General features: G+C 63.3%; 27 protein-coding genes and 1 other RNA gene. 16 read left to right on the plus strand and 12 right to left on the minus strand.

Annotated elements, in window-relative coordinates; translation table 11 throughout:
• From deoA to upp, 3 genes are all read left to right on the plus strand, one after another.
• The coding region (gene deoA, locus V6M52_RS14820; protein WP_332701571.1) for a thymidine phosphorylase at positions 1-1,252 on the plus strand (1,252 nt) is incomplete at its 5' end.
• 10 nt (positions 1,253-1,262) lie between these two features.
• Positions 1,263-2,480 (plus strand): phosphopentomutase, encoded by a 1,218-nt coding sequence (locus V6M52_RS14825; RefSeq protein WP_332701572.1) that lies wholly within the window; start codon positions 1,263-1,265, stop codon positions 2,478-2,480.
• Positions 2,481-2,497: 17 nt separating this feature from the next.
• Positions 2,498-3,139 (plus strand): uracil phosphoribosyltransferase, encoded by a 642-nt coding sequence (gene upp / locus V6M52_RS14830; RefSeq protein WP_332688512.1) that lies wholly within the window; start codon positions 2,498-2,500, stop codon positions 3,137-3,139.
• 2 nt (positions 3,140-3,141) lie between these two features.
• Here the strand turns inward: upp and V6M52_RS14835 are convergent, their stop codons facing one another.
• The 5 genes from V6M52_RS14835 to V6M52_RS14855 form a co-directional block, all read right to left on the minus strand.
• Positions 3,142-3,399 carry a hypothetical protein gene (locus V6M52_RS14835; protein ID WP_332701573.1) on the minus strand — a complete coding sequence of 86 codons (258 nt, stop codon included), beginning with the start codon at positions 3,397-3,399 and terminating at the stop codon, positions 3,142-3,144.
• Positions 3,399-4,019, minus strand: a complete 621-nt coding sequence (locus V6M52_RS14840) for an HAD family hydrolase (protein ID WP_332701574.1) — start codon at positions 4,017-4,019, stop codon at positions 3,399-3,401. The genes V6M52_RS14835 and V6M52_RS14840 overlap by 1 nt, the downstream gene beginning before the upstream one ends.
• 95 nt (positions 4,020-4,114) lie before the next feature.
• A complete protein-coding gene (locus tag V6M52_RS14845) occupies positions 4,115-4,690 on the minus strand; it encodes a TadE/TadG family type IV pilus assembly protein (RefSeq protein ID WP_332701575.1) in 576 nt (191 codons plus the stop codon).
• Positions 4,687-5,259, minus strand: a complete 573-nt coding sequence (locus tag V6M52_RS14850; RefSeq protein WP_332701576.1) for a TadE/TadG family type IV pilus assembly protein — start codon at positions 5,257-5,259, stop codon at positions 4,687-4,689. The genes V6M52_RS14845 and V6M52_RS14850 overlap by 4 nt, the downstream gene beginning before the upstream one ends.
• A 111-nt stretch (positions 5,260-5,370) precedes the next feature.
• On the minus strand, positions 5,371-5,826 hold the full coding sequence (locus V6M52_RS14855) for a pilus assembly protein N-terminal domain-containing protein (protein WP_332701577.1): 456 nt from the start codon (positions 5,824-5,826) through the stop codon (positions 5,371-5,373).
• A 391-nt stretch (positions 5,827-6,217) separates the two neighbouring features.
• Here V6M52_RS14855 and V6M52_RS14860 point away from each other — a divergent pair, with 391 nt between their 5' ends.
• The 8 genes from V6M52_RS14860 (at position 6,218) to V6M52_RS14895 (ending at position 14,423) form a co-directional block, all read left to right on the plus strand.
• A complete protein-coding gene (locus tag V6M52_RS14860) occupies positions 6,218-6,391 on the plus strand; it encodes a Flp family type IVb pilin (RefSeq protein ID WP_332688948.1) in 174 nt (57 codons plus the stop codon).
• A 123-nt stretch (positions 6,392-6,514) separates the two neighbouring features.
• Positions 6,515-7,015, plus strand: coding sequence for an A24 family peptidase (locus V6M52_RS14865; protein WP_332688950.1), 501 nt, complete (start codon positions 6,515-6,517; stop codon positions 7,013-7,015).
• A gap of 207 nt (positions 7,016-7,222) precedes the next feature.
• Positions 7,223-8,152, plus strand: coding sequence for a Flp pilus assembly protein CpaB (gene cpaB, locus V6M52_RS14870; protein WP_332701578.1), 930 nt, complete (start codon positions 7,223-7,225; stop codon positions 8,150-8,152).
• Positions 8,153-8,165: 13 nt separating this feature from the next.
• Positions 8,166-9,581 (plus strand): type II and III secretion system protein family protein, encoded by a 1,416-nt coding sequence (locus tag V6M52_RS14875; RefSeq protein ID WP_332701579.1) that lies wholly within the window; start codon positions 8,166-8,168, stop codon positions 9,579-9,581.
• A 27-nt stretch (positions 9,582-9,608) separates the two neighbouring features.
• Positions 9,609-10,877 (plus strand): AAA family ATPase, encoded by a 1,269-nt coding sequence (locus V6M52_RS14880; RefSeq protein ID WP_332701580.1) that lies wholly within the window; start codon positions 9,609-9,611, stop codon positions 10,875-10,877.
• Between the two features lie 48 nt (positions 10,878-10,925).
• A complete protein-coding gene (locus V6M52_RS14885; protein ID WP_332688957.1) occupies positions 10,926-12,416 on the plus strand; it encodes a CpaF family protein in 1,491 nt (496 codons plus the stop codon).
• Positions 12,417-13,391, plus strand: coding sequence for a type II secretion system F family protein (locus tag V6M52_RS14890; RefSeq protein ID WP_332688959.1), 975 nt, complete (start codon positions 12,417-12,419; stop codon positions 13,389-13,391).
• A gap of 15 nt (positions 13,392-13,406) precedes the next feature.
• Entirely contained in the window at positions 13,407-14,423 is a 1,017-nt protein-coding gene (locus tag V6M52_RS14895; RefSeq protein WP_332701581.1) for a type II secretion system F family protein, read from the plus strand.
• A gap of 75 nt (positions 14,424-14,498) precedes the next feature.
• Here the strand turns inward: V6M52_RS14895 and V6M52_RS14900 are convergent, their stop codons facing one another.
• A complete protein-coding gene (locus tag V6M52_RS14900) occupies positions 14,499-15,266 on the minus strand; it encodes a tetratricopeptide repeat protein (RefSeq protein ID WP_332688963.1) in 768 nt (255 codons plus the stop codon).
• Between the two features lie 141 nt (positions 15,267-15,407).
• Between V6M52_RS14900 and V6M52_RS14905 the strand changes: the two genes are divergently transcribed.
• Together V6M52_RS14905 and V6M52_RS14910 are read left to right on the plus strand one after the other, a co-directional pair.
• Positions 15,408-16,757, plus strand: coding sequence for a leucyl aminopeptidase family protein (locus V6M52_RS14905; RefSeq protein ID WP_332701582.1), 1,350 nt, complete (start codon positions 15,408-15,410; stop codon positions 16,755-16,757).
• A 17-nt stretch (positions 16,758-16,774) separates the two neighbouring features.
• Entirely contained in the window at positions 16,775-17,743 is a 969-nt protein-coding gene (locus V6M52_RS14910; RefSeq protein ID WP_332701583.1) for a bifunctional helix-turn-helix transcriptional regulator/GNAT family N-acetyltransferase, read from the plus strand.
• A 176-nt stretch (positions 17,744-17,919) separates the two neighbouring features.
• On the opposite strand, the gene V6M52_RS14915 is transcribed toward V6M52_RS14910, so the two are convergent.
• Entirely contained in the window at positions 17,920-18,858 is a 939-nt protein-coding gene (locus V6M52_RS14915; RefSeq protein WP_332701584.1) for a 2-hydroxyacid dehydrogenase, read from the minus strand.
• A 72-nt stretch (positions 18,859-18,930) separates the two neighbouring features.
• Positions 18,931-19,710 carry a c-type cytochrome gene (locus tag V6M52_RS14920; RefSeq protein ID WP_332688971.1) on the minus strand — a complete coding sequence of 260 codons (780 nt, stop codon included), beginning with the start codon at positions 19,708-19,710 and terminating at the stop codon, positions 18,931-18,933.
• A 260-nt stretch (positions 19,711-19,970) separates the two neighbouring features.
• Here V6M52_RS14920 and V6M52_RS14925 point away from each other — a divergent pair, with 260 nt between their 5' ends.
• Positions 19,971-20,801 (plus strand): prephenate dehydratase, encoded by an 831-nt coding sequence (locus V6M52_RS14925; RefSeq protein WP_332701585.1) that lies wholly within the window; start codon positions 19,971-19,973, stop codon positions 20,799-20,801.
• A gap of 14 nt (positions 20,802-20,815) precedes the next feature.
• Here V6M52_RS14925 and V6M52_RS14930 read toward each other — a convergent pair whose 3' ends face one another.
• The 4 genes from V6M52_RS14930 to V6M52_RS14945 all read right to left on the minus strand — a co-directional run bounded on the left by V6M52_RS14930 (position 20,816) and on the right by V6M52_RS14945 (position 23,113).
• Positions 20,816-21,676 carry an LOG family protein gene (locus tag V6M52_RS14930; RefSeq protein ID WP_332701586.1) on the minus strand — a complete coding sequence of 287 codons (861 nt, stop codon included), beginning with the start codon at positions 21,674-21,676 and terminating at the stop codon, positions 20,816-20,818.
• Between the two features lie 182 nt (positions 21,677-21,858).
• Positions 21,859-22,026, minus strand: a complete 168-nt coding sequence (locus V6M52_RS14935) for a hypothetical protein (protein ID WP_332701587.1) — start codon at positions 22,024-22,026, stop codon at positions 21,859-21,861.
• Between the two features lie 198 nt (positions 22,027-22,224).
• Positions 22,225-22,518 (minus strand): YciI family protein, encoded by a 294-nt coding sequence (locus V6M52_RS14940; protein ID WP_332701588.1) that lies wholly within the window; start codon positions 22,516-22,518, stop codon positions 22,225-22,227.
• A 13-nt stretch (positions 22,519-22,531) separates the two neighbouring features.
• The gene (locus tag V6M52_RS14945; RefSeq protein WP_332701589.1) at positions 22,532-23,113 is read right to left on the minus strand and encodes a TetR/AcrR family transcriptional regulator; all 582 of its coding nucleotides are present in this window, start codon (positions 23,111-23,113) and stop codon (positions 22,532-22,534) included.
• A 163-nt stretch (positions 23,114-23,276) separates the two neighbouring features.
• On the opposite strand from V6M52_RS14945, the gene ffs reads away from it, so the two are divergent.
• An RNA gene (gene ffs / locus V6M52_RS14950) (signal recognition particle sRNA small type) lies at positions 23,277-23,372 on the plus strand.
• 64 nt (positions 23,373-23,436) lie between these two features.
• The coding region (locus V6M52_RS14955) for a DNA polymerase III subunit gamma/tau (RefSeq protein WP_332701590.1) at positions 23,437-24,527 on the plus strand (1,091 nt) is incomplete at its 3' end.

Raw genomic sequence — 24,527 nt, forward strand, 5'->3', positions numbered from 1 at the left:
CCAGTTCATCGCCGGCTTCGCCCAGGGCACAGTCTCCCATGCCCAGGCCGCCGCCTTTGCCATGGCGGTTTATTTCCAGGACATGACCATGCCCGAGCGCGTCGCGCTGACCGTGGCGATGCGTGACTCTGGCACCGTGCTCGACTGGTCCGACCTCGACGGCCCGGTCGCCGACAAGCATTCCACCGGCGGCGTCGGCGACAACGTCAGCCTCATGCTGGCGCCGATCCTCGCCGCCATCGGCATTTACGTGCCGATGATCTCCGGGCGCGGCCTCGGCCACACTGGCGGCACGCTCGACAAGTTCGATGCCATTCCCGGCTACACGACCAGCCCCGACAACGCGCTGTTCCGCAAGGTCGTGAAGGATGTCGGCTGCGCCATTATCGGCCAGACCGCCGATCTCGCTCCCGCTGACAAGACGCTCTACGCCATCCGCGACGTCACCGGCACGGTCGAATCCATTTCGCTGATCACCGCCTCCATTCTGTCCAAGAAGCTTGCGGCCGGCCTCGGCGCGCTGATCCTCGACGTCAAGACCGGCTCGGGCGCCTTCATGCCGACGCTGGAAAAATCGCGGGCCCTGGCCAGGAGCCTCGTCACCGTCGCCAACGGCGCCGGCCTCAAGACTGGCGCGCTGATCACCGACATGAACGAGCCCTTGGCAAGCGCCGCCGGCAATGGCCTGGAAGTGCGCAACGCCGTCGATTTCCTCACCGGCAAGCATCAGGATGCCCGCCTCAGGGAAGTGACGCTCGCCCTGTGTGCCGAAGTCGCCGCCATGACCGGAGTGGCCAAGGACGTCGGCGCCGGCCGCGTGATGGTCGAGGATGCACTGGACAGCGGCCGCGCCACCGAGCGGTTCGGCAAGATGGTCGCGGCGCTGGGCGGACCTGCCGATTTCGTCGAGACCATGGATCTGCATCTGGCTCCGGCGCCGATTGTTCGCGATGTCTTCGCCGCGGGGCAGGGCACCATTGCCAGCATCGATACGCGTGGCGTCGGCATGGCCGTCGTCGCTCTGGGGGGCGGCCGAACCATGCCCACCGACAAGATCGATCACACCGTCGGATTTGACCGCCTGCTCGGCCTTGGCGCCCGCGTCGACACCACGATCCCCATCGCCCGCATCCACGCTCGCGACGAGGCCTCGGCGGCTGACGCCGAAGCGCGCCTCAAATCCGCCTACAGGCTCGGCGAAGCCGCTCCTGCATACCCGCTCATCGCCGATACCATTCTGCCCACCGCCTGAGGATCATCCCATGCCCCGTGCCATACTCTGCATTCTCGACAGCGTCGGCATTGGCGGCGCGCCCGACGCCGACGTCTATGGCGATGTCGGCTCCAACACCTTCGGCCACATCGCCGAACACGCAGCTGCCGGCAAGGCCGACCGCGATGGCTTGCGCGCCGGCCCGCTCAACGTTCCCAATCTCGATGCCCTGGGCATCGGCGCCGCCATCCAGCTTTCGACCGGCACGCTGCCGCCGGGCCTCTCCGCCACGGCCAGGGGTGGCCGCTTCGGTGTCGGTCGCGAGGTCAGCAAGGGCAAGGATACGCCATCCGGCCATTGGGAAATCGCCGGCGTGCCGGTGCCCTTCGAATGGGGCTATTTCCCGCAGACCGAGCCGACCTTTCCGCCCGAGCTGATCGCCGAATTCATCAAACGTGCCAAGCTACCCGGCATCCTCGGCGACAAGCATGCCTCGGGCACCACCGTCATCGCCGAACTGGGCGAGGAGTCGATCCGCACCGGCAAGCCCATCTGCTACACCTCCATCGACTCGGTGTTCCAGATCGCCGCGCACGAAACCCATTTTGGCCTCGAGCGGCTCTACGAGATATGCCAGGTCGCCTTCGAGCTCACCGCGCCAATGATGATCGGCCGGGTCATCGCCCGTCCATTTGTCGGTGAGGACGCAGCAAGCTTCAAACGCACCGGCAATCGTCGCGACTTCGCCATTTCGCCGCCAGAGCCGACCCTGCTTGATCGCAACAAGCAGGCCGGCAATCAAGTCTATGCCATCGGCAAGATCTCCGACATCTATGCCGGTCACGGCGTAACCCACAAGATCAAGGGCACCGGCCTGCCGCAGCTCTTCGACAAGACGCTCGAAGCCATGGAAATGGCCGCGGACCACGCCTTCGTCATGACCAATTTTGTCGATTTCGACAGCGAGTATGGCCACCGCCGCGACGTGCCCGGCTATGCGGCGGCGCTCGAATATTTCGATTCCCGGCTGCCCGAGCTCATCGCCAAGCTGCGGCACGACGATCTTTTGATCCTCACGGCTGACCACGGCAACGACCCGACCTGGCCGGGCAGCGATCACACGCGCGAACAGATACCGATCCTGGTCTTTTCCCCAAGCCTGTCGGCTGGCGAGATTGGCATTCGCCCCACCTTCGCTGATATAGGTGAGAGCATTGCCCACTGGCTCGGCCTCGCGCCCGGCCACCATGGCAAGAATTTCCTCTAACGCTTCAGGCGGTTTCCATGAGCACCAAGGTCGGCAATGTCACGGTCATCGATCACCCGCTGATCCAGCACAAGCTGACCATCATGCGCAACAAGGAGACCTCCATCGCGGGGTTCCGCCGCTTGCTGCGCGAGATCGCCCATCTGATGTGTTACGAGGTGACGCGCGATCTCGAGCTGGAAATGATCCCGATCGAGACGCCGATGGCGCAGATGGATAGCCCTGCCATCAAGGGCAAGAAGCTGGTCTTCGCCTCCATCCTGCGCGCCGGCAACGGCCTGCTCGACGGCATGCTGGACCTCGTGCCGGCCGCGCGCGTCGCCCATATCGGCATCTATCGCGATCACGAAACGCTGGAGCCGGTGGAATATTACTTCAAGGCGCCGTCCAACCTCGAGGACCGCCTGATCATCGTCGTCGATCCGATGCTGGCCACCGGCAACTCAGCTTCGGCAGCGATCGAAAAGCTCAAGGAGCGCGGCGCCAACAATATCCGCTTCCTCTGCCTGCTGGCCGCGCCAGAAGGCGTCAAGCATTTCGGCGAAGCCCATCCCGACGTGCCGATCTTCACCGCCTCGATCGACAGCCATCTCAACGAGAAGGGCTATATTGTCCCCGGCCTCGGCGACGCGGGCGATCGGATGTACGGGACGAAATAGGCCTAAGACCTCAGCAGAAGCGCCGCAACGCTTTTGCTGTGGGCCATATTGCTGTACAAACCCATGCGCTCGGAAACAACCTTGTCGAGGAATTGGGCGAGTTCGTCGATCCCGATATCCGCGTCGATCAGACTCAGTATTGACGGGATGTAACTGTCATACTCGTCGTAGCATTGCTCGACGTCTCTAATGCCTATGGGGTCCCAGTGCTGCATCAGCAGCGCTCGCATCGCTAGGAATACCGCAGATTTCGCGGTCATTATTTCGCCTTGAGCGGCAGTCCCAGCGCGATCAGCTCCTGCCGCAGCATGACCGGGTCCTTGAAGTGGATGCCCTTCATCCCGTATTTCCGCGCTGCCACGATATTGGGCTCGCTGTCGTCGATGAACACGCAATTCTCCGCGCCCACGCCATAGCGCTCGCAGAACACCCGATAGAGCCGCGGATCAGGCTTCACCAGACCTTCAAGACCCGAGACGATCACCCCGTCGAACTTTTCGAGGAAGGGCCACTCGCCCAGGCAGCTCACCCATTTCTCCCAGGAGAAGTTGGTGATGGCGAAGGTCGGAATTTCCTCGGCGATCAGCTCGTCGTGGATATCGATCGTGCCCTGGATGAAGCCGCCCAGCGTCTCCTTCCAGCGCAGGTCGAATGCCTGGATTTCGCGCCAGTATTTGGGGAAGCGCGTGATCAGCTTGGCGACGCCCTCCGAATAGATTTCGCCGGCGTCGAATTCAAGATTCCAGTCCAGTGTGCAGATGTTCTGGTGGAACCACAACGCGTCCTCTTCGGTCTCGAAGAGCTTGCGGAACAGGTACATCGGGTTCCAGTCGACGAACACGCCGCCAAGGTCGAACACAGGGACAAGCGTATCGTTCATGGTCTACCGCCGATGAGTAAGGGATGCTGGCTTGTGGCACGCGTCCGTGACCGGCGCAAGCCAGCCGGACCGTTTCCGCTAGGCCCGGTGCGGCCTTAGTTCACGGTGATGCTGCCACCAAAGCGCGGCACGAAGAAGTTCTCGCGGTAGAGCCGTATGGGCTGTTCGAAGACGAAGCCATACATCGGCAAATAGGAATTTGTGGCCTCCGCCACGATCACGAAATTCCCACGTGCGATAGTATCCATCGCGTCCGCCAGCTCATAGGGGTCCCCGAGTAGACGTTCGGTTCCAACGCCATATTCCCCGTCCACATATTGTCTGGACCAAACCACGGTCGCGTTGCCGGCGTCGTCCACCGCCACCTGCGTCACCACCTGGCGCAGCCCATCTGCCGGATAGGGGGTCATGATCCCCTCGGCGGCGCGGAAGTAATCGGTCAGTGCGGCGGCCGAAATGGTCGTATCGGCGCGGGCGACCAGGTCCCCCAGCGTGCCCGCTACCGACTGCACGCGGCGATCCATTGAAATGAGCGCACTGGCCTCGACCGAGCCGATATAGACCAGCAGCATGATGGGCAGGATCAGCGCGAATTCCACCGCCGCCGTGCCTTCCTCGACCAACCGCAGCTGCCGCAGGCGCTGCACAAGTCTGCGCCACGCCACTCTCATGAAAATGGCTCGTTGCGGAAGACTGCGGCGGCGCCCAGCAGGCGCCGGCTGCCCGGGAGATTGGCCATCGACACGTCGCCCAGCCCCAAAATGACCGGCCATTTGTAATAGACCTGCACCAATACGATGTTCGAACCCTGGCCCGGCGCATAGACCTCTGGCCGGGTCCATTCCTCATGCTCCTCAGCGGTCCAATCGACGGGCGGCGTGATGCTGGTCGCGTTGAAGCTGTTGAGCACCTGCACTTCCACAAAGAGTGCACTCTCGCAGTCCGCGAAGAGCCCGAACAGCCGGCCGCATATGGTCTGCTTGAAGCTGGCTGGCGTGACATTGGCCGCCTGGGCCTGTCCGGTGCGGATCAGCCGGCTCACGTCATTCACGGCACTTTCAAGGATCTGGCCCGACAGGAACACGACCGATGTTTCGAGAATGGCGCCCACAATGGAAAAGAAGGGAAGCGCAAGCAGGCCGAATTCGACGATCGTGACGCCCCGCTCGTCGCGCGCGAAGCCGCGCCGCCGCCTGGGCAGCAAGGCTCGTCCGATCAGCGAGACAAGATTGGTCGCCATTATCCACGCCCGGTTGCAACGCACCGAACCTAGACCGGCGTGGCTAACCGATGGTTAGGATAAAGGCCGCCGCGCCAGGCGCTTGCGGCTAGGGTTAATCACTCGTCAACGTCAGTTCGCGAGCTGCTGCACCAGTTGGGACGAGGCCACGGCCTGCGAGGAGAAGGCCGGGTCGTCGCCCATCATGATGACGGATTGGCAGACAGGAGCGCAGGCGAGGCTGGTGCGCGCCTGCCCCTGGTAAACCGTCACCACGCCGGCCTGCATCTGCACCACCTCGATCAGCGTGTCGGCAATCGGGTTGCCGGCGCTGTCCAGCACGATCAGATTGGTTTGGCCAAAGCTCTTGCCGGTCAGGATCAGCGTCTGCGGATCCTGGATGGTCACATCGGCAATGCCAGGATTGCCGACGATGACGGTCGCCGCCGACGCATTGATGCGCAGGATGCGGGCCATGTTCACATTGACATTGATCGGCGCGCCATCGGCCGCAATGGCTGGTGCCGGAGCCAGGCTCGATGCCAGCGACAGGCTGAATGCGAAGACGGCGGCAAACATGGGACGCATCGGCGGTTCCGGCGGTACTGATACTCGATGACGCCATTTTCGGCCCGAATGGTTTATAATTGGCAAACGCGCTTTGGCGGCAGTAACTGCTTGCTTTGAAGTAGCAAGCGAGACGCTTGGAGTATCCGTCGCGCGATATGTCTCCACATATTGATGTCAGGAATAGCACCTGTCTGGGCCATAGTATAACCCGGTGTTTACAACTTCCGTAAAATGTCACATATCTCGTTAACGCTTTGATTAATATGGTTGAATCGACGTCAAACAGCGCATCGTCACGTCTTTCAATTAACGCAATTTCAAGGACTCGCCGTTAGCCTCGGTGACTGTTCGATGTGTGACGTGTCGAACGATGGCGTCACTGGATGACGTAAAAAAATGGAGCCTGGGAATGAACATCTTCGCACGTTTCGCGCAGGACGAGTCTGGCGCGACCGCAATTGAATACGGCCTTATCGCCGCACTGATCTCCGTCGGCATCATCCTTGCCGCATCTGCTCTCGGTACCAATCTCGGCACGCTGTTCAACGGCATCGCCGGTGAACTGAACGTGACCGTGCCGTAAGGCTGCCTACGCGACGCGTAGATCGAAGGGAGGAGCGCATGCGCTCCTCCCTTTTTATTTGAACTTTCTTAACCGCGGCTGGGCAATCTCAGCGGACCGGTTGTGCCGGCGGGGAGTTCGACCATGTCCACACTTGCAATGCTGCTTTTCCCCCTCGGCATGGCATTTGCGGCGTCGTCCGATCTGCTGACCATGCGGATTTCCAACAAGCTGGTGCTGCTGCTGGTCGTCGGCTTTTGCGTGGTGGCCATCTCCATCAATCTGCCCCTGCAGCAATTCGCCATGCATGTGACCTGCGCGCTTGTCGTGCTGGCCGTCGGCTTTGTGCTGTTCGCTTTGCGCTGGATCGGCGGTGGCGACGCCAAGCTGGCTGCTGCGACCACCCTCTGGCTCGGCTTCGGGCTGACACTGCCCTATCTCGTCTATGCCGCCTTGCTGGGTGGCGTGCTCACTTTGCTCATTCTTGCGCTGCGCAATATGCCGCTCACACCGTTCCTGGCCCGCTTTCGCTGGCTCGAACGGCTGCATGACCGCAAGTCCGGCGTGCCCTATGGCATCGCACTGGCCCTGGCCGGCATGCTTACCTACACCAACTCGACCATTTTCGAGCGTCTCACCGCCTGATCAGGTTCAGCAAAACAAACTGAAAGTTCCCGTCGGGCGTCAGGCCCCGCTTGCGCATGTTTGTCTGCTATTCCGGCAAAAGACCAAAGTTCACATATTGTTAACCGCATTCGCAAAGCCCCGGTTAACCAAACTTTGACCCTTTGCCTGCACAGTTCACCCTGTTGGAATTGGGCCCGTTGTGCCCGCGTACAACCGGAGTGAGTCATGAAGCCGGCGCGTATCATCTTGTTGGTTGTGGCGCTTGTCGCCGGCGGCCTGGCAGCCTTTCTGGTGACACGCGGCGGCAGTCCTGCGCCTCAGCAGGTGGTGACGACCGAAGTCGTGCAGGAGGCCAAAACCCAGATTCTGGTGGCCAAGGCGCCGATTGGTATGGGTGTGCGACTGAGCCCGGCTATGCTCGAATGGCAGGATTGGCCCCAAGGCGCGGTGCGCGCCGAATATGTCACCATCTCAGCCATGCCCGATGCACCGACGCAATTGACCGATGCGGTGGCCCGCTTTGAATTTTTCCCCGGCGAGCCGATCCGCGAGGCCAAGCTGGTTCGCACCGATCAGGGTTATCTGTCGGCGGTATTGTCCGAGGGCATGCGCGGCGTTTCGGTGGGTGTCACGCCCACCTCCAGCGCCGGTGGTTTCATCGTCCCCAATGATCATGTCGATGTCCTGCTGACGACCCAGACGTCCGCCGGCCAGCAATCGGAGGTCATCCTGTCGAATGTGCGTGTGCTCGCCATCGGCCACCGGCTGGGCGAAATGGGTGCCACTGGCGGGCAGGAAGATCCGAACAGCCCGGCGCCAACCCCCATGGTGTTCGACAGCTCCACCATTGCGACGCTGGAGCTCGACCCGGGCCAGGCCGAAACCCTTATCAATGCCTCCACCGTTGGCCAGCTCAGCCTGACCTTGCGCTCGGTCATCGATTTCAAGCGGGGTACCGTCGATACACCCAATTCCAACCAGACCGTGCGGCTTATCCGCTTCGGCAAGGAACAGTCCGTTATTGCCGGCAACACGGCCAGCCTCGCCACCCCTCAAATGGGCGCGATCGAGCCCACCGCTTTTTCCGAACCACAGGCGCCGGGCAACCAGACACAGCCTGCCATGGCCGTCGATCCCCACGCGGTGCCCCAATAGGGCGGAGATGATCATGATCAATTTCACCACGCTTCGCCGCCGCGCCGCTACCCTGGCGATCCCGCTGCTTGCCATCAGCCTGCTGGCCGCGCCCGGCATGCCCGCCGCACTGGCCGATGAAACGCACATCACCATCTCGCCGGCAGCCTATGGCGCCACGCGGAAGTTCGAGGTCGAGATCAACAAGACCGCCTTGATCGATTTGCCGGCGGGAGCCGCCGAGGTCATCGTCGGTCAGCCAGGGGTCGCCGCCGCCATCATGCGGACCCGCACGCGTGCAATCGTCCAGGGCATTACCGGTGGCGACACCAACATCTTCTTTCTCGACGACCAAGGCCGCACCATTGCGGTGCTGGACGTCAAGGTCATCGAGGAGCCGTCCCAGGTCGGCAATGCCCTGCAGATCGCGCTGGCGCGCATCATTCCGGGTTCCAACATCCGGGTTGAGTCAGTGACGCTGGGCGGCGACACCAACCGCGTCGTGCTCACCGGCAACGTTCTGTCGGGTGAGGATCGAAACCGCGCCACTGAAGTTGCCGTGCAGTTCGCCGGTGGCCCGGAGAATGTCGCCAACATTCTGGATGTTTCGGGCGCACAGCAGGTCATGCTGCAGGTCACGGTGTCTGAGGTGAAGCGCGAAGTCGCCAAGCAACTCGGCATCAATCTAGGTGCCGTGTTCAATGTCGGCACCACCAATCTCCTGCAATTCGCCAATGGCCTGCTCACCGATGCCTTTCCCCTCGATGGCATCGACGCCAGTTTCAGCGGTGGCGGCAACGCGGTCAGCGCGGCCATCCGCGCGCTCGAAGGTCGCGGCGCGCTACGCATCCTTGCCCAGCCTACGCTCACCGCCATTTCCGGTGAGTCCGCCACCTTCCTGGCGGGCGGCGAGTTGCCCTACTACACCTATGAGGACAACGATGACGGCACGCGCACCCGCACCGTGCTGTTCAAGCCCTATGGCGTCGAACTCGGCTTCACCCCGGTGGTCAAGTCCAACGGCACTATCAGCCTCAAGGTCGAAACCTCGGTCTCCGAGCCGCAGGCGGACCTCTCGATCACCAAGCGCGAGGCCAGCACCTCCGTGGAGTTGCCCAGCGGTACGACATTGGCCATTGGCGGACTGCTGGAGGAAAAAACCAAGCAGCAGATCAATCAGTTCCCCTGGCTGGGGGATATCCCGATCCTGGGCGCGCTATTCCGCTCGCGCGATTTCCAGACCGAGCAGACCGAGCTGGTGATCCTGGTTACCCCCTATCTGGTCTCGCCCAGCCCGGCCAATTCCATTCCCGTCCCCACCGACCGCTCGGTGGTGGCCAGCGATGCGGAGTCGATCTTCCTGGGCCGGCTGGAGAACATGTATGGCGTCGGTCAGACCGGCGAGATGCGCGGCAGCTTCAGTGGTTCGGTCGGCTTCGTCCTCGACTGAGGCCAGGCGTCAAGGAGAGTTTGTGTCATGAGTTTCCTGTCATCAGAACCTAAGGCCGAAGAGCCGGCAGCCGATATCGCCGCTGGTGCGCGCCTTATTCCGCGCATCACCATCCAGGCGTTCTGCGAGCATTCCCAGACCGCCCAGCTGGTGGAAAGCGCCATCCATGATCGCCGTATGTCCAAGGTGGCCCTGACCACCCACAATGGTGGCATCGATGGCGCGGTGGAAACCTACAAGTCCAATCCCACGCCCAATCTCATCATCGTCGAGACCATTCTGGCGCCCGAAGAAATCCCCGGCGCGCTCGAGCGCCTTGCCGAGGTTTGCGATGCCTCGACCCGCGTGGTCGTGCTCGGTCACGTCAACGACGTGCTGCTCTATCGCGAGCTCATTCGCTCGGGCATCTCCGAATATGTCGTCCTGCCGGCCACCGCCCAGCAGATCGTCAACGCCATCACTGATCTCTTCGCCTCGGAGAATTCGGCCCCTATCGGGCGAACTATCGGGTTCGTCTCGGCCAAGGGCGGTGCTGGCGGCTCCACTGTCGCGCATAATGTCGCCTGGGCCATCGCCACGACCCTGCGCCAGGATAGCCTGATCCTCGACATGGACCTGGCCTTCGGCACTGCGGGCCTCAATTTCAATCAGGACCCGCCTCACGGCCTGGCCGATGCGCTGTCGGCCAACCAGAAGGTCGATCAGACCATGCTGGACCGCCTGATGAGCAAGGCGGCCACCCATATCAACCTGCTGACCGCGCCGGTCACGCTCGATCGCACCTATGATTTCGAGGAGCGCGAGTTCGAACAGATTCTCGAACTCTGTCAGAACACCATGCCCATGGTGGTGCTGGATATTCCCCATGCGTGGAATGCCTGGATACGGCACACGCTAGCCACCGTGGACGAAGTGGTGATCGTGGCCGAGCCCGATCTCGCCAACCTGCGCAATGCAAAGAACCTGGCCGACACCATCCGCGCGCTGCGGCCCACCGAGACGGCGCCATGCCTGGTGCTCAACAAGGTGGGCATGCCGCGGCGGCCCGAGATCGACGCAGCCGAATTCGCCAGTTCGGTCGAATGCCAGTTGCTCGGCCAGGTGCCGTTCGATGCGGCACTGTTCGGCACGGCGGCCAATAACGGGCAGATGATCGCCGAGGTCGCTGCCAACAACAAGATCAACGACGTCTATCGCGCTGTCAGCCTGCATGTGACCGGGCGGCAGGCGACACATGCCGGGGGCAGGTCATCGAGCCTGATGAAATTGCCCTCGTTCCTCAAGAAGCGGGCCTGAGGGCCGTTCCGGTCGGAACGTCGCGCCCTCTAGAACGGTAGGACGACAATGTTTGGCAAGCGCGTATCTTTTGGCGGCAACACTCCGGGCGTCGGCGAAGTCGCGCGGCCGGTTCCCAGCGTTGCACCGCGCGCCGAAGCGCCCGCGCAGCCCCGCCGTGGCTCCGATGGCGATACCATGGCCTCCCGTATCCGCAACGACGATGTCGTCGATGTCCGCGCGCCCGCCGATGCGGCGCGTGACAAGGAATACTTCCACACCAAATCGGCCATCTTCAACGCGCTGATCGACTCCATCGACCTCAGCCAGCTCGCGACCATGGATCAGGACGCGGCGCGCGAGGAAATCCGCGATATCGTCGCCGAGATTATCGCGCTCAAGTCCATCATCATGTCCATTTCCGAGCAGGAAGACCTGCTCGAGGACATCTGCAACGACGTGCTGGGCTATGGTCCGCTGGAGCCGCTATTGGCCCGCGACGACATCGCCGACATCATGGTGAACGGGTCCCAGAAATGCTACATCGAAGTGGCCGGCAAGGTGCGCCTCACCAATGTGCGCTTCCGCGACGACGCTCACCTGATGAATGTCTGCCAGCGCATCGTCAGCCAGGTCGGCCGCCGCGTCGATGAAAGCTCGCCCATCTGCGACGCCCGCCTTCCCGATGGCTCGCGCGTCAACGTCATCGCCCCGCCTTTGGCCATCGACGGCGCCGCGCTCACCATTCGTAAGTTCAAGAAGGACAAGCTGACCCTCCAGCAGCTGGTCAAATACAATTCCATTTCGCCCGAAGGTGCCGAGGTGCTGCGCATCCTGGGCCGGGTACGCGCCAATGTGCTGATCTCGGGCGGTACCGGTTCGGGCAAGACGACGCTGCTCAATTGCCTCACGGCCTTCATCGAGAAGGACGAGCGGGTCATCACCTGCGAAGACTCGGCCGAACTGCAGCTGCAGCAGCCGCATGTGGTGCGTCTAGAAACCCGCCCGCCCAACCTCGAGGGCGAAGGCGAGATCACCATGCGCGATCTCATCAAGAACTGCCTGCGCATGCGGCCCGAACGCATCATCGTCGGCGAAGTGCGCGGACCCGAGAGCTTCGACCTGCTTCAGGCCATGAATACGGGCCACGATGGCTCCATGGGCACGCTCCACGCCAACAGCCCGCGCGAAGCGCTCTCCCGCCTTGAATCCATGATCACCATGGGCGGCTATTCGCTGCCCAGCCGCACCATCCGCGAGATGATCACCTCGTCCATCGACGTCGTGGTTCAGGCGGCCCGCCTGCGCGACGGTTCGCGCCGCATCACCCACATCACCGAGATCCTCGGCATGGAAGGCGACGTCATCGTGACCCAGGACATCTTCGTCTATGACATCATGGGCGAAGACGGCAACGGCATGCTGATGGGCAAGCATCGCTCCACCGGCATTACCAAGCCGCAATTTGCCGAGCGCGCCCGCTATTTCAACGAAGAAGCCAACCTCATCGAAGCGCTCGAGAAATCCAACACAGAGCAGCATCAATTGCTGGGTTCGTAAATGACCACCATCCTTCTTGTCATCCTGGCCATGATCACCGTCGGCGCCGCGGGCTTCGCCCTCGTTCCGTCGGCCTTGGGCGGTGGCCGGGCCGACAAGCGCCGCAAGGCGTTGCAGGGCGATATCCGCGTCAACCGGCTCGAGGTCGACGCTGCCCGCAGCCGCGAGGACCGGCGCAAGAGCGTGCAGCAGGCGCTGAAGTCGCAGACCGATGCGCTCAACGCCAAGAAGCGGATACGCCTGCCGCAATTGCTGTTCCAGGCCGGCATGACCATCAAGCCGGCGGCCTTCATTCGCAACAGCATCATCTTCGGCGTGGTGGTCCTGGTCATCCTGGTCCTGGTCCAGGTGCCGATTTACCTCGCGCCGGTCTTTGCCGTGGCGGCGGGCTATCTGCTGCCGCGCATGTATGTCAGCCGCAAGCGCAAGAAGTATCAGGACCGCTTCCTCGATGAACTGCCCAACGCTGTCGAAGCCATCGTGCGCGGCGTCAAGACCGGTCTGCCGTTGAACGACTCCATCCGCGTCGTCGCCAAGGACGCCAAGGAGCCGGTGCGATCCGAATTCGGCCGCGTGCTCGACCAGCAGGCCTTCGGCATGACGATGACCGAGGCGGTCGGCGTTTTGCTTGATCGGGTGCCGTTGCCGGAAGTCAATTTCTTCGTCGTCGTCATCACCGTGCAGCAACAGGCCGGCGGCAATCTCAGCGAGGCGCTGAGCAATCTCGCCAAGGTGCTGCGCAACCGCAAGAAGATGAAGCAGAAGATCAAGGCCATGTCGGCCGAGGCCAAGGCGTCCGCCGGCATCATCGGCTCGCTGCCCTTCGTCGTCGGCACCCTGGTGAGCCTGGTCTCCCCGGCCTATCTCGCCCCGCTCTTCTTCACCTCGATTGGCCAGATCTGGTTGGGGGTGGGCATTGTCATGCTGGCGGCGGGCATCTTCGTGATGAACCGCATGATCCAGTTCAATTATTGATCGGGGAGAGCCAGGATGAACTTCGTCGCGCTTCTGACCCAGCGGGAATTCCTCATCTCCGTACTCGCGGCCATCTCGGCGGCGGCCGTGGTCTTCACCTTCGGCTCCAGCTTTATCGTCAAGAGCGAGATGCGCGATCGCATCAAGCGCGTGGCGCTTGAACGCGAGAAGATGCGCGCCGAGGAGATGGCACGCCTGCGGGGCAGCGTCGCCACCGATAGCCGCGGCATCAGGCGCGCCACCGAAACCAAGACCTATATGAAGAACGTGGTGGAACGCTTTGATCTCAAGAAGGCGTTTCAGGATGATGCGACCGTCGACAAGCTGGCGATGGCCGGCTTTCGCGGGCAGGGGCACCTGACCACTTTCCTGTTCATGCGCCTGGCCGCGCCGATCGGTATCTTTCTGCTGGCCGCATTCTATATGCTGGTGCTGGCGCCCGGCGGCCGCCCGCTCTATCTCAATCTTACCTATGCCGTCGGCGCGGCGCTGGTGGGCGCCTATCTGCCCAATCTGATGCTCAAGAACACCACCACCAAGCGGCAGTTCTCGATCAGGCGCGCCTGGCCCGATTGCCTTGATCTGCTGCTGCTCTGCGTTGAAGCCGGCATGTCGGTGGAACATGCCTTCAAGCGCGTGGCCAAGGAGATCGGCCAGCAAAGCGCCGAACTGGCAGAGGAACTGACCCTGACCACCGCCGAGCTCTCCTTCCTGGAAGATCGCAGTCGCGCCTACGACAATCTGGGCCGCCGCACCGGGCTTGATGGGGTCAGGTCGGTGATGACGGCCCTGATCCAGGCTGACCGCTACGGCACCTCGGTTGGCCAGGCACTGCGCGTCATGGCCGAGGAAGGCCGCGAGCAGCGCATGATGGAGGCCGAGAAAAAGGCCGCCTCCTTGCCGCCCAAGCTCACCGTGCCGTTGATCCTGTTCTTCTTGCCCGTGCTGTTCATCGTCATCCTGTCCCCCGCCATGATCAAGGTATTCAGCGGCCCGGTCGGCAGCGTGATGTCCAGCGGCGGCGCCGGCTGATCGCGGCCGGACACGCATGCCGAAACGCAAAATCCCCGCTCACGCGGGGATTTTTGTTTGTGGCAGGGAAGGCGATCAGCTCTTTGCGATCATGTCCCAGCGGTTCTGCTGGGTCAGCAGGGCCCGCACATAGGCCATGTTGCTTTCGACCTGTTCGGGGGGCAGTTCGGCCGCATAGATGGCGCGGCACTCATCGAACCGGCCCTGCAGGCCGATGACCAGCGCCAGGTTCTGGCGCACGCGGCTGGTGGCGCCCCGCATCTGCACCGCGCGTCGCAGATGCTGCTCGGCGGCAGGAAGTTCGTTGGTCATGGCATAGGACAGGCCGATATTGGCCTCGACCGATGCCTCGTCCGGTGCATAAACCAGGGCCTGGGCATAGAGCGCCCGCGCTTCCTGGTTGCGCCCTACCTGATCGAGTGTCGCGCCCTTGACCAGCAATGCATTCCAGTCCGGCGCTTCCGGACGGATGACATTGTCCAGCACCTGCAGCGATTGCTCGAACCGGCCGTCGGCGGTCAGCGCCTTGGCATAAGCCACCGCGATATCCGCATCCCGGGGGTGAAGGCCGACGCTGATTTCCAGCACAGCCACGGCCTGCTGGCTCTGGCCCACAGCACGCAAGGCCGCGGCATAGTGGATGGCGATGCCCTTGTCCTTGGGATTGGATTTGTAGCGGGCGGTCAGCTCGGCAAGGGTCTGGTGGCTCTGCCCGGCGGGCAGGCCCGAATAGTCGGGCGATGACATGCCGCGATTGGAGGCGCAGGCACTGATAGCCACCACCGCCACGCCGGCCAGCAGCAGCATCCGCATGGGTCTGAAAAAGCGGTTCAGCGACGTCACGTGCAACTCCTCGGGCCAATCGGCACCGTGCCCCTTTCAATAGGTTATTAACCCTAACGCCCAGTTAAGGTGCGCCTTTGGCAGCGTTGCCGCCCCATGGCAGGCCCGCTACAAGAGCATCAGCACCCGCTGGAGTTCGTCATGGCCAAGGCTTCCATCATCCCCCTGATTTGCGTTGAAGAGGGGGCATTGGTGGCAGCCGACCTGCCCGCCATGCACGGCGCCTGGGCCGCCGCCAACGGCTTTACCGGGCAGCGCGGACGGCTGCTGGCTGTGCCCGCCGCCGATGGGAGCCTCGCGGCCTATCTGTTCGGCATCGGTAAGCAGGCCAATCGGCCTGCCCTGGTCACCGGCCTTGCCGGCGCCGCTCTGGGCCCGGGCCGCTACCGGCTTGAAGGCGCCTATGGCGATCCGACGCTGGCCGCAATCGGCTTCCGCCTCGGCGCCTATCGCTATGACCGGTACCGCGAGGGCAAGCCTGCCCCGGTTCTGGCCGGCCCCGGCCGTGCCGATGCGGCGGAGGTCGATCGACTGGTCGAGGCGGCCGCGCTGGCCCGCGACCTGATCAATACGCCCCCCAATGACCTCGGCCCCGACGCCTTCGAAGCCGAAATCCGCGCCTTTGCCGCCACGCGCAAGATGAAGATCAAGATCATCGCCGGCGACGAATTGCTGCGCGCCAACTTCCCCATGATCCACGCCGTTGGCCGCGCCAGCATCCAGGCGCCGCGTCTCGTCGATCTCACCTGGGGCAATGCCCGCGACCCCAAGGTGACGCTGGTCGGCAAGGGCGTTACCTTCGATACCGGCGGGCTCGATATCAAGAACCCGGCCGGCATGCTGATCATGAAGAAGGATATGGGCGGCGCTGCCAATGTGCTTGGCCTCGCCCATGCCATTGTCTCGGCGAAGCTGCGCGTTCGGCTGCGCGTGCTCATCCCCGTGGTCGAGAATGCCATTGCCGGCGCCGCCTTCCGCCCCGGCGATATCCTCAAGTCGCGCAAGGGCATCACCGTCGAGATCGGCAATACCGACGCCGAGGGCCGCCTGATCCTGGCCGATGCCCTGGCGCTGGCCGACGAGGAACATCCCGACCTGCTGATCGACCTTGCCACCCTGACCGGCGCCGCCCGCGTCGCGCTCGGCCCGGATCTGCCCCCGCTTTATTCCAATGACGACACCCTGGCCCGCGACCTCATGGATCAGGGCGCCGCCGCCGACGATCCGCTGTGGCAGATGCCGCTATGGGCGCCCTATGACGCGATGATGAGTTCCAAGATTGCCGACGTGAACAATGCGGCCAGCGGCGGCTTTGCCGGCTCGGTGACGGCCGCCCTGTTCCTGCGCCGTTTCGTCAGCGAGGCGACCACCTGGGCGCATCTGGACATCTATGGCTGGGCGCCGGAAGCGCGACCCGGCCGCAGCCAGGGCGGCACCGATCAGGGCATACGCGCCATCTATGGCGTGCTGAAACAACGCTATCCAGGATAGTTGACTTTGACAACTATATGATTGACCATGTCAACCAGTATATGGGGCATCACATGGTTGATCACACCGGCCAGATCGCCGACATCCGGGCATTCAACCGCTTCTACACCAAGGTCATAGGCCTGCTCGAAGAGGGCATGCATGAAAGCCCGTTCACTCTGGCCGAGGCGCGCATCGTCTATGAGCTGGGCAAGCGCGGCGCGGCGACCGTAGCCAGCGAATTGGCGCGCGATCTGAGCATGGACCCAGGGCAGTTGAGCCGGCTGGTCCGGCGCCTCGACAGTTACGGTCTGCTGTCGATGACGCCGGTCCGCGGCGACAAACGGGCCAATAACATGGCGCTGACGCCGCGGGGCGAAGCGGTCTATCAGGGCTTCGACGGCGCCAGCAATGCTGCGGTCAGAGCTCTTATCGCCCCGCTGGACGAACTGCGTCGCCGCGACCTCGTCGATTCCATGGCGCGCATCCGCAATCTGCTGGCCGCGCCCGAGCCGTCAGAGCCGCTGATCCTGCGTCCCCACCGCATAGGCGAACTCGGCTGGCTGATCCATCGCCAGGGTCTGCTCTACCATCTCGAGCAGGGCTGGAACGGCGAATTCGAGGCGCTGATCGCCCGGCTCTACAGCGATTACGAGGCAGCGCCAGCCAATCCGCCCAAATCGCTGTGGGTGGCGGAGCAGGGGGGCGAGATCGCCGGCTCGGTCTACATCATCCCCGCCGCCGAGGAAGCAGCAGGCACTGCGCAGCTCCGCATGCTCTATGTCGAGCCGGCCTTTCGCGGCTGCGGCATCGGCAAGCGTCTGGTCGAGGAAGCCGTGCGCTTCTCCCGCGCGTCGGGCTACAAGCGTATCATCCTGTGGACCCAGGATAGTCTGGTCTCGGCTCGTCGCATCTATCAGGGCGCTGGTTTCACCCTGGAGCGGGAAGAGCTGCACCATTCCTTCGGCGCCGATCTCAATGGCCAGTATTGGTCGCTGGAGCTATAGCCCCAGTAACCTCGCGGAATGGTCGAACGATCTTACAGTCGACACCCTCCCCCTTGCGGGGAGGGATCAAGGGTGGCGGGTGTTTGGCCCGAATGTTTGGGCTGAACCGCACCCCTCCCCAGCCTTACCCGTCGAGGGGAGGTGCGGCGCAGTGCAAAGTTGAGGGCAAAGCCCCCTCAATACCCCCGGCCGCGATCCACCACATTGATCAGCGGCCTGCCCGCTTCATGGTCGCGGATGACCTTCGAGAAATAGCTCACGCCCGTCGCCTCGTTGGAAATCGCCGCGATATGGGGCGTGATGTAGCAGTTCTCAATCTCCCAGAGCGGGCTGCTGGTCGGCAGCGGCTCGGTCTCGAACACATCGAGACTCGCCGCCCCCAGCGTCCCGTCGGCAAGCGCCCGGGCGATATCGGCCTCGCGCTGATGGCCGCCCCGCGCTGCGTTGACGATCACCGGTCCGCCATCCAGCCGGTCGCGCTGCAGCTTGCTGAAGGTGTCGTAATTGAGAATGCCCGTCGTCTCCGGCGTCAGCGGCAGCAGGTTGACCAGAATGTCGGTGCCCGCGAGGAACGCATCGAACTGTTCGTCCCCGGCAAAGCCCGCGACGCCCTCTATCGCCTTGGGTGTCCGGCTCCAGCTGCGCAGCGTGAACCCCAGCGGTAGCAGGCGCTTGACTGCGTCCTGTCCCAGCACCCCCATGCCCATGATGCCGACGCTCGTCTCCGACGCGGCGGGCGGATAGAGTTGGGTCCAGCGCCGGGCCTTCTGGTCGGCGCGGAACCGCGTATAGAGACGGTGATGCATGGTCACATGCGCCACCACATAGTCACTCATGCGCTGGCTGAGATCGGCATCGACAAACCGCACGATCGGCACGTCCGGCAGGCTAGGATGCTTCAGCAGCGCGTCCACCCCGGCGCCAAGCGACAGCATGGCCTTGAGCCCCGTGAGCCCCTCAAAGGCATCCGGCTTGGGCTTCCAGACGAACACATAGCGTATATCGGTCGGGTTGAAATCGTCGCCGCGCCGCACCACCGGGTAGGGGGTCAGCGCCGCCCCGAGCTTCTCCGCCCAGCTCGCCTCGTTAACATCGGACAAATGCAGCAGCAGCATGTGGGACCTCCCAGAAAAAAGCCGCGCCGTTTGACGGGCGCGGCCTGGATATTCTCAATAATCGACCGAAATCTACTGCGCCGGCACAGCCGGATCGGTCGGCGTTTCGTCAGTAGTGCCGGCGGGCGTACCGCTGCCCGTAGCCGTGCCCTCCACCGGGGTTTCGCTCTGCGTGGTGGTCGGGGTCTCCACGACCTCGGCGGGTGCGGTCGGCTCGGCTGGCGCCGTTGCGTCGGGCTGCGGTGTTCCGGCAGCGTCCGCCGGAGCGGCTTCGGCATCCGCGGCGGGCGCGGTCGGAGCCTCTTCGGCGGCCGGGAACGGCACGGGAGTAGCCGCCAGCGTCTGCAGGTAGGCCAGGATATCGGCGCGCTCTTCGGCGGTGCGGATACCGGCGAAGTTCATCTTGGTGCCGGGCGCATAGTCGCTCGGCTTGGTCAGGAAGGCGTTGAGATTGTCATAGCTCCAGACATCCCCGGCGGCGTTGTGCGCCAGAAGGGCATCCGAATAGGCAAAGCCTTCATGGCTGCCCTCGGGCCGGCCTACGACGCCATAGAGGCCCGGACCCTGCTTGTTGGGTTCGCCCTCGCCGAAGTTGTGGCACGACTGGCACTTGCGGGTCGCAGCGGCGCCGCGCTCGGCGCTGGCACTGGCCAGCAGCACGCCAAGCGGCACTTCCGGCGCGGCCTCGGCCGCTTCGCCGGCCTCGGCGACTTCCGGCTCTGGCAGGGCATAGCCCGGGCCGCGGCCTTGGATGGGATGGTAGATGGCTTCTGCGACAAAGCCGGCGCCCATGACGAACAACAGCGTGCCCAGCACGGCGCCTATGATCTTGTTAAGCTCGAACGAATCCATTTGGTCTCTCTGCCAGTCCATCCCCTGTGGACGATAGTCGAACCCGGCCCAACTTTCGATATCCCAAAGGAAAATCGCCTCAACGTGGGGGCCCGGCGCGGGCGGAAGATAGTCGCAAAGGCCAGGGCTGTGCAACCGTGCAAAGCGGTACTGCGACAATTCCCCACCAGCGATCCGCCCCCCGCTGCCGCCGCCGTTCAATTGACTCCGCCTGCGCCCCGGTTCAAAAGCCTTTCGCCTACCAGATACGGACCTCCTCGATGACCAAGAAGATCGCTTTCCAGGGCGAGCCCGGCGCCTTCAGCCACGCCGCCGCCAACAATATGTTCCCCGGCGAGGAAGCGATGGGCTGCGTCACCTTCGAGGAGACCATCAATGCGGTGCAGTCAGGCCGCGCCGATTTCGCCGTGGTGCCGGTCGAGAACTCGCTCTATGGCCGCATCACCGACATCCATCACCTGCTGCCCGAAAGCGGTCTTTTCATCATCGGCGAGACCTTCCTGCGCGTGGAGATGAACCTGCTGGGCGTGCCCGGCGCGACGCTGGACGACATCAAGGCCGTCCAGTCGCTGTCGGTGGCCCTCGGCCAGTGCCGCAAGTTCATCGCCGACCATGGCTTCCGCACCATCAATGCCGTCGATACCGCTGGCTCCGCCCGCGAAGTGTCGCAGAAGGCCGACAAGTCCGTGGCCGCCATCGCCTCGAAATTCGCCGCGGAAATCTACGGCTTGACAGTGCTGGCCTCCAATATCGAGGACGCCGCGCACAACACCACGCGCTTCCTGGTGCTTTCGCGCGACAAGCAGGAGGCCCCGGCCGGCAACGGCAAGGTCAAGACCACCTTTGTCTTCCGCGTGCGTAACGTGCCGGCGGCGCTCTACAAGGCCATGGGCGGCTTTGCCACCAATGGAATCAACATGACCAAGCTGGAAAGCTACATGGTCGGCGGCGCCTTCACGGCCACCCAGTTCTATGCCGACATCGAGGGCCATCCCTCCGATATTGGCGTGCAGCATGCCTTTGAGGAACTCGGCTTCTTCACCGACCATTTCCGCGTGCTGGGCGTCTATCCGGCCGCCGAGAACGACTAGGCAAGCCGCGGGGCTCAGTCCCCCCGCAGCACTTCGTCGATCGCGGGCAGGTTGTAGAACTGCCGCACCACGTCCCAGCCCTGCTGGGCGGTATCGACCACGTGGAACAGCTTGATGTCGTCGGGCGCGATGGTGCCGGCTTCGGCCAGCGCCTCGAAATTGATGACCTTGCCCCAGAACTCCGCCCCGAACAGCAGCAGCGGCACACGATCCATGCGCCCGGTCTGGATCAGCGTCAGCGTCTCGAAGAACTCATCCAGCGTGCCGAAGCCGCCGGGGAATACCGCCACCGCCTTGGCCCGCATCAGGAAGTGGATCTTGCGGGTGGCAAAATAGTGGAAATTGAAGCTCAGCTCGGGCGTCACATAAAGATTGGGTGCCTGCTCATGCGGCAGCACGATGTTGAGCCCGATCGAGGGCGCGCCGACATCGGCCGCCCCGCGATTGCCCGCCTCCATCACGCCCGGCCCACCGCCGGTCACCACCACATAATCCTTGAAGTCCAGCGCACGCGAGGTGAACGAGGCGAGCTGAGCAAAACGCCGCGCTTCTTCATAATAGCGCGACGCCGCTTCCAGGTTCTTCTTCTGCACCTCGTTCTTGGCCGCCCAGGCCGGCTGCCCCGGCGCCGGAATGCGCGCGCCGCCAAACAGCACCACGGTTGAATTGATGCCGCGCTCGCGCAGGCGGAACTCGGGCTTGAGATATTCGAGCTGGAAGCGGATGCCGCGGGTATCTTCCGAGGTCATGAATTCGTCGTCGGCAAAGGCCAGCCGGAACGCCGCGGACTGGGTCTGCGGCGTCTGCGGCGCCCGTTTGGAAGCGGCGACGTCCTCGACCGAGGTGCGCAACGAAGTGGGGCGACGTCTGGCCATGTGCCGGCTTCTCCGATGGTCGGCTCCGAAGCAGCAGAGCCGCTACAACTCGGAGATTTTCAACAGGGCATAACCACACCGGGCCGGCGGAGCAAGGGCGGGGCGCTTGAACCAGTTCACGAGTTTGGAAGCGCGCATCGACGCGCCGACGCTTCTGGTGCTGTTGCGCCTGCCGGGAAGCCTCAGTCGCGCGCCAGCACCATCAGGCGCAATTGCGCCAGCCACCGGCCGATCCTGAAGGTTAGTCCCGGCGGGTCCTCGTAGCCGGCCAGCATTCGCTCGGCCAACCGGTATCCCTCGCGCACGATGCGGCGCTCATCGAGCGGCAATCCGATGGATGGAACACGCATGGCAACCTCCCGCCTATGGTTGACGAAACCTTAACGCGGGCAGGGCCGGCCGTCCGGCCTGATGTGGATTCATGGTTTACGCGGCGGGCGCTGCTCTCGCCCCGGTCAGCCAACGCGCATGGCGAGGCGCTCAAAAACAGCATCGCCCTCAGAAATGGGAGCGATGAAGTCCAGCAGAGTAACGTGGAACGATCGCGCTCACGCCGCTGTCTTCAAAAAGTCCCACGCCGCGACGGTGCTTTTCGCGTCGACCTCATGGGTTTCGGCGGTAACGATTCTCTGCCCGACAAATGGATCAGCTGCAATGCGGGCTTCATAGTCCTCGCGGCCTTCGCCTTGGGCGATGATGACGCCGCCCGCTCCGGGCAGCAGTGAGCCGACACAAAGAAACACGCCATCCGCAAAGCCCTTGGCGATCCATTCATTGTGCGCCGCCATGACCGTCGGCGCAGCAGCGCGGTTCTCGGCAAATTTCAGGAACGTAATGAACATCGAAACCCCATGGTCAATTGTGATGTGAAAGGTTTGGCAGGCTGTCGAGCCAGGTCGTGATCCCGATCACCTCGCGGCGGATGAACGCCTCGTCATGGAAGGCTGAGGCCAGGACGGCCACGCCTTGCGACCAGCCCAGGATATGCAGGGCCAAGTCGTCCGCCCGATCCCCGGCGCCAAGCGCACGGAACTGACCGGCCAGCCAGTCACGGAACAGGCTGAAGATATCTGCCGCGCGACCTTTCGAAACATGGTCCAGCTTGGCAAGTTCGGAGCAAAGCGTTCCCACCGGGCAGCCAAAGGCCATTATCTCGGTTTGGTTGGCGATGACCATGTGGACGAAGGACAGGATGCGATAGCGCGGACGTTCGTCCTCAATCTCCCAGTCTTCAAGCGTCGCCCGGGTCCGTGTCATCCGCCGGCTGATGACGGCGTCGAGGATTTCGTCCTTGGTCTTGAAGTGGTGGTAGAAATTTCCCCTCGATATGCCCACAATTGCCGCAATGTCGGCAAAGGACGTGGCCTCGAACCCGCCCTCATAGAAGAGCGCATCCGCTTTCTCGATGATCAAGTCTCGGGTGGGGGAGGTTGGCATCTCATCGCCATGTTGCTTGCTGCTTCAGCACTAGGGCAATTGTCCTAGTCGGTCAATGGGGCACAACTGGTAGCGTAGCCTGATGGAGACCTTGGCTGTTTTGAGGAGCCTCTTCGCCCCCTGAGGTCTTGCCTTTGCCCGATTTTGTTCGCATATAGCGATCGGGAGGTTGGCGCGGACGTGTTCCTCGCCAACCGGGTCAGGTCCGGAAGGAAGCAGCCCCAACGAGACCTTCACGGGTCGTTGCCAGCCTCCTACTTGCCTCTATGATGGTCGCATGACCCAAGGCAGATTCCCCACCCCGCAAGCGACAGAAGGGCTCGATGGCTGACGCACCGACCTCGCCCTACCTCGTCCTCGCCCGCAAATACCGGCCGCGCGATTTCACCACGCTTGTCGGCCAGGATGCCATGGTGCAGACGCTGGGCAATGCCTTCGCGCAGAACCGCATCCACCATGCCTTCATCCTCACCGGCGTGCGCGGCGTCGGCAAGACCACCACGGCCCGCATCCTTGCCCGTGCCTTCAACTATGAAGACGCCTCCGGCCCCCATCCCACGCTCGATCTGAGCGTCGAGGGCGAGCACTGCCGCGCCATCATCGAAGGCCGCCATGTTGACGTCATCGAAATGGACGCCGCCTCCAATACCGGCATCAACGATATCCGCGAGATCATCGACTCGGTGAAATACGCGCCCTCCTCGGCGCCCTACAAAGTCTATGTCATCGACGAAGTGCACATGCTCTCGACGGCCGCTTTCAACGGCCTGCTCAAGACCCTCGAAGAGCCGCCGCCCTATGTGAAGTTCATCTTCGCCACCACCGAGATCCGCAAGGTGCCGGTGACGATCCTCAGCCGTTGCATGCGCTTCGACCTGCGCCGCATCACGCCCGAGATCATGACCGCCTACCTCGAATCGATCCTGGGCCAGGAAGGCATTTCCTTCGAGCCTGAGGCGCTGGCCATGATCGTCCGCGCCGGCGAGGGCTCGGCCCGCGACAATCTCAGCCTGCTCGATCAGGCCATCGCCCATGGCAATGGCACGGTCACCGCCGCCACCGTCAAGGCCATGCTCGGCCTCGGCGATCGCGCGCGCATCATCGATCTCTTCGAGGAATTGATGGGTGGCCGCATCGGCGAGGCGATTGAGACCATGCGCGCCCTCTACGACATGGGCGCCGATCCCCAGACCCTGGTCGCCGACCTCGCCGATTTCACCCATCTGGTGACCCGCATCAAGGTCGTCCCCGCCGCCGCCGATGACGTCTCGCTGACGCCGGACGAGCGCAAGCGCGGCGCCGAGCTTGCCGGCAAGCTGCCCATGCGCGCGCTCACCCGCGCCTGGCAGATCCTGTTCAAGGGCCATGACGAAGTCGCCCGCGCCAATAATGGCCTGCAGGCCGCCGAAATGGC

Source organism: Devosia sp., from assembly GCF_036676215.1.
Taxonomy (GTDB): domain Bacteria; phylum Pseudomonadota; class Alphaproteobacteria; order Rhizobiales; family Devosiaceae; genus Devosia.

Coding starts and splice junctions, on each gene's coding strand:
- V6M52_RS14825 (WP_332701572.1), top strand. CDS start 1,263: ATGCCCCGTGCCATACTCTGCATTCTCGACAGCGTCGGCATTGGCGGC.
- upp (WP_332688512.1), top strand. CDS start 2,498: ATGAGCACCAAGGTCGGCAATGTCACGGTCATCGATCACCCGCTGATC.
- V6M52_RS14835 (WP_332701573.1), bottom strand. CDS start 3,399: ATGACCGCGAAATCTGCGGTATTCCTAGCGATGCGAGCGCTGCTGATG.
- V6M52_RS14840 (WP_332701574.1), bottom strand. CDS start 4,019: ATGAACGATACGCTTGTCCCTGTGTTCGACCTTGGCGGCGTGTTCGTC.
- V6M52_RS14845 (WP_332701575.1), bottom strand. CDS start 4,690: ATGAGAGTGGCGTGGCGCAGACTTGTGCAGCGCCTGCGGCAGCTGCGG.
- V6M52_RS14850 (WP_332701576.1), bottom strand. CDS start 5,259: ATGGCGACCAATCTTGTCTCGCTGATCGGACGAGCCTTGCTGCCCAGG.
- V6M52_RS14855 (WP_332701577.1), bottom strand. CDS start 5,826: ATGCGTCCCATGTTTGCCGCCGTCTTCGCATTCAGCCTGTCGCTGGCA.
- V6M52_RS14860 (WP_332688948.1), top strand. CDS start 6,218: ATGAACATCTTCGCACGTTTCGCGCAGGACGAGTCTGGCGCGACCGCA.
- V6M52_RS14865 (WP_332688950.1), top strand. CDS start 6,515: ATGTCCACACTTGCAATGCTGCTTTTCCCCCTCGGCATGGCATTTGCG.
- cpaB (WP_332701578.1), top strand. CDS start 7,223: ATGAAGCCGGCGCGTATCATCTTGTTGGTTGTGGCGCTTGTCGCCGGC.
- V6M52_RS14875 (WP_332701579.1), top strand. CDS start 8,166: ATGATCAATTTCACCACGCTTCGCCGCCGCGCCGCTACCCTGGCGATC.
- V6M52_RS14880 (WP_332701580.1), top strand. CDS start 9,609: ATGAGTTTCCTGTCATCAGAACCTAAGGCCGAAGAGCCGGCAGCCGAT.
- V6M52_RS14885 (WP_332688957.1), top strand. CDS start 10,926: ATGTTTGGCAAGCGCGTATCTTTTGGCGGCAACACTCCGGGCGTCGGC.
- V6M52_RS14890 (WP_332688959.1), top strand. CDS start 12,417: ATGACCACCATCCTTCTTGTCATCCTGGCCATGATCACCGTCGGCGCC.
- V6M52_RS14895 (WP_332701581.1), top strand. CDS start 13,407: ATGAACTTCGTCGCGCTTCTGACCCAGCGGGAATTCCTCATCTCCGTA.
- V6M52_RS14905 (WP_332701582.1), top strand. CDS start 15,408: ATGGCCAAGGCTTCCATCATCCCCCTGATTTGCGTTGAAGAGGGGGCA.
- V6M52_RS14910 (WP_332701583.1), top strand. CDS start 16,775: ATGATTGACCATGTCAACCAGTATATGGGGCATCACATGGTTGATCAC.
- V6M52_RS14915 (WP_332701584.1), bottom strand. CDS start 18,858: ATGCTGCTGCTGCATTTGTCCGATGTTAACGAGGCGAGCTGGGCGGAG.
- V6M52_RS14920 (WP_332688971.1), bottom strand. CDS start 19,710: ATGGATTCGTTCGAGCTTAACAAGATCATAGGCGCCGTGCTGGGCACG.
- V6M52_RS14925 (WP_332701585.1), top strand. CDS start 19,971: ATGACCAAGAAGATCGCTTTCCAGGGCGAGCCCGGCGCCTTCAGCCAC.
- V6M52_RS14930 (WP_332701586.1), bottom strand. CDS start 21,676: ATGGCCAGACGTCGCCCCACTTCGTTGCGCACCTCGGTCGAGGACGTC.
- V6M52_RS14935 (WP_332701587.1), bottom strand. CDS start 22,026: ATGCGTGTTCCATCCATCGGATTGCCGCTCGATGAGCGCCGCATCGTG.
- V6M52_RS14940 (WP_332701588.1), bottom strand. CDS start 22,518: ATGTTCATTACGTTCCTGAAATTTGCCGAGAACCGCGCTGCTGCGCCG.
- V6M52_RS14945 (WP_332701589.1), bottom strand. CDS start 23,113: ATGCCAACCTCCCCCACCCGAGACTTGATCATCGAGAAAGCGGATGCG.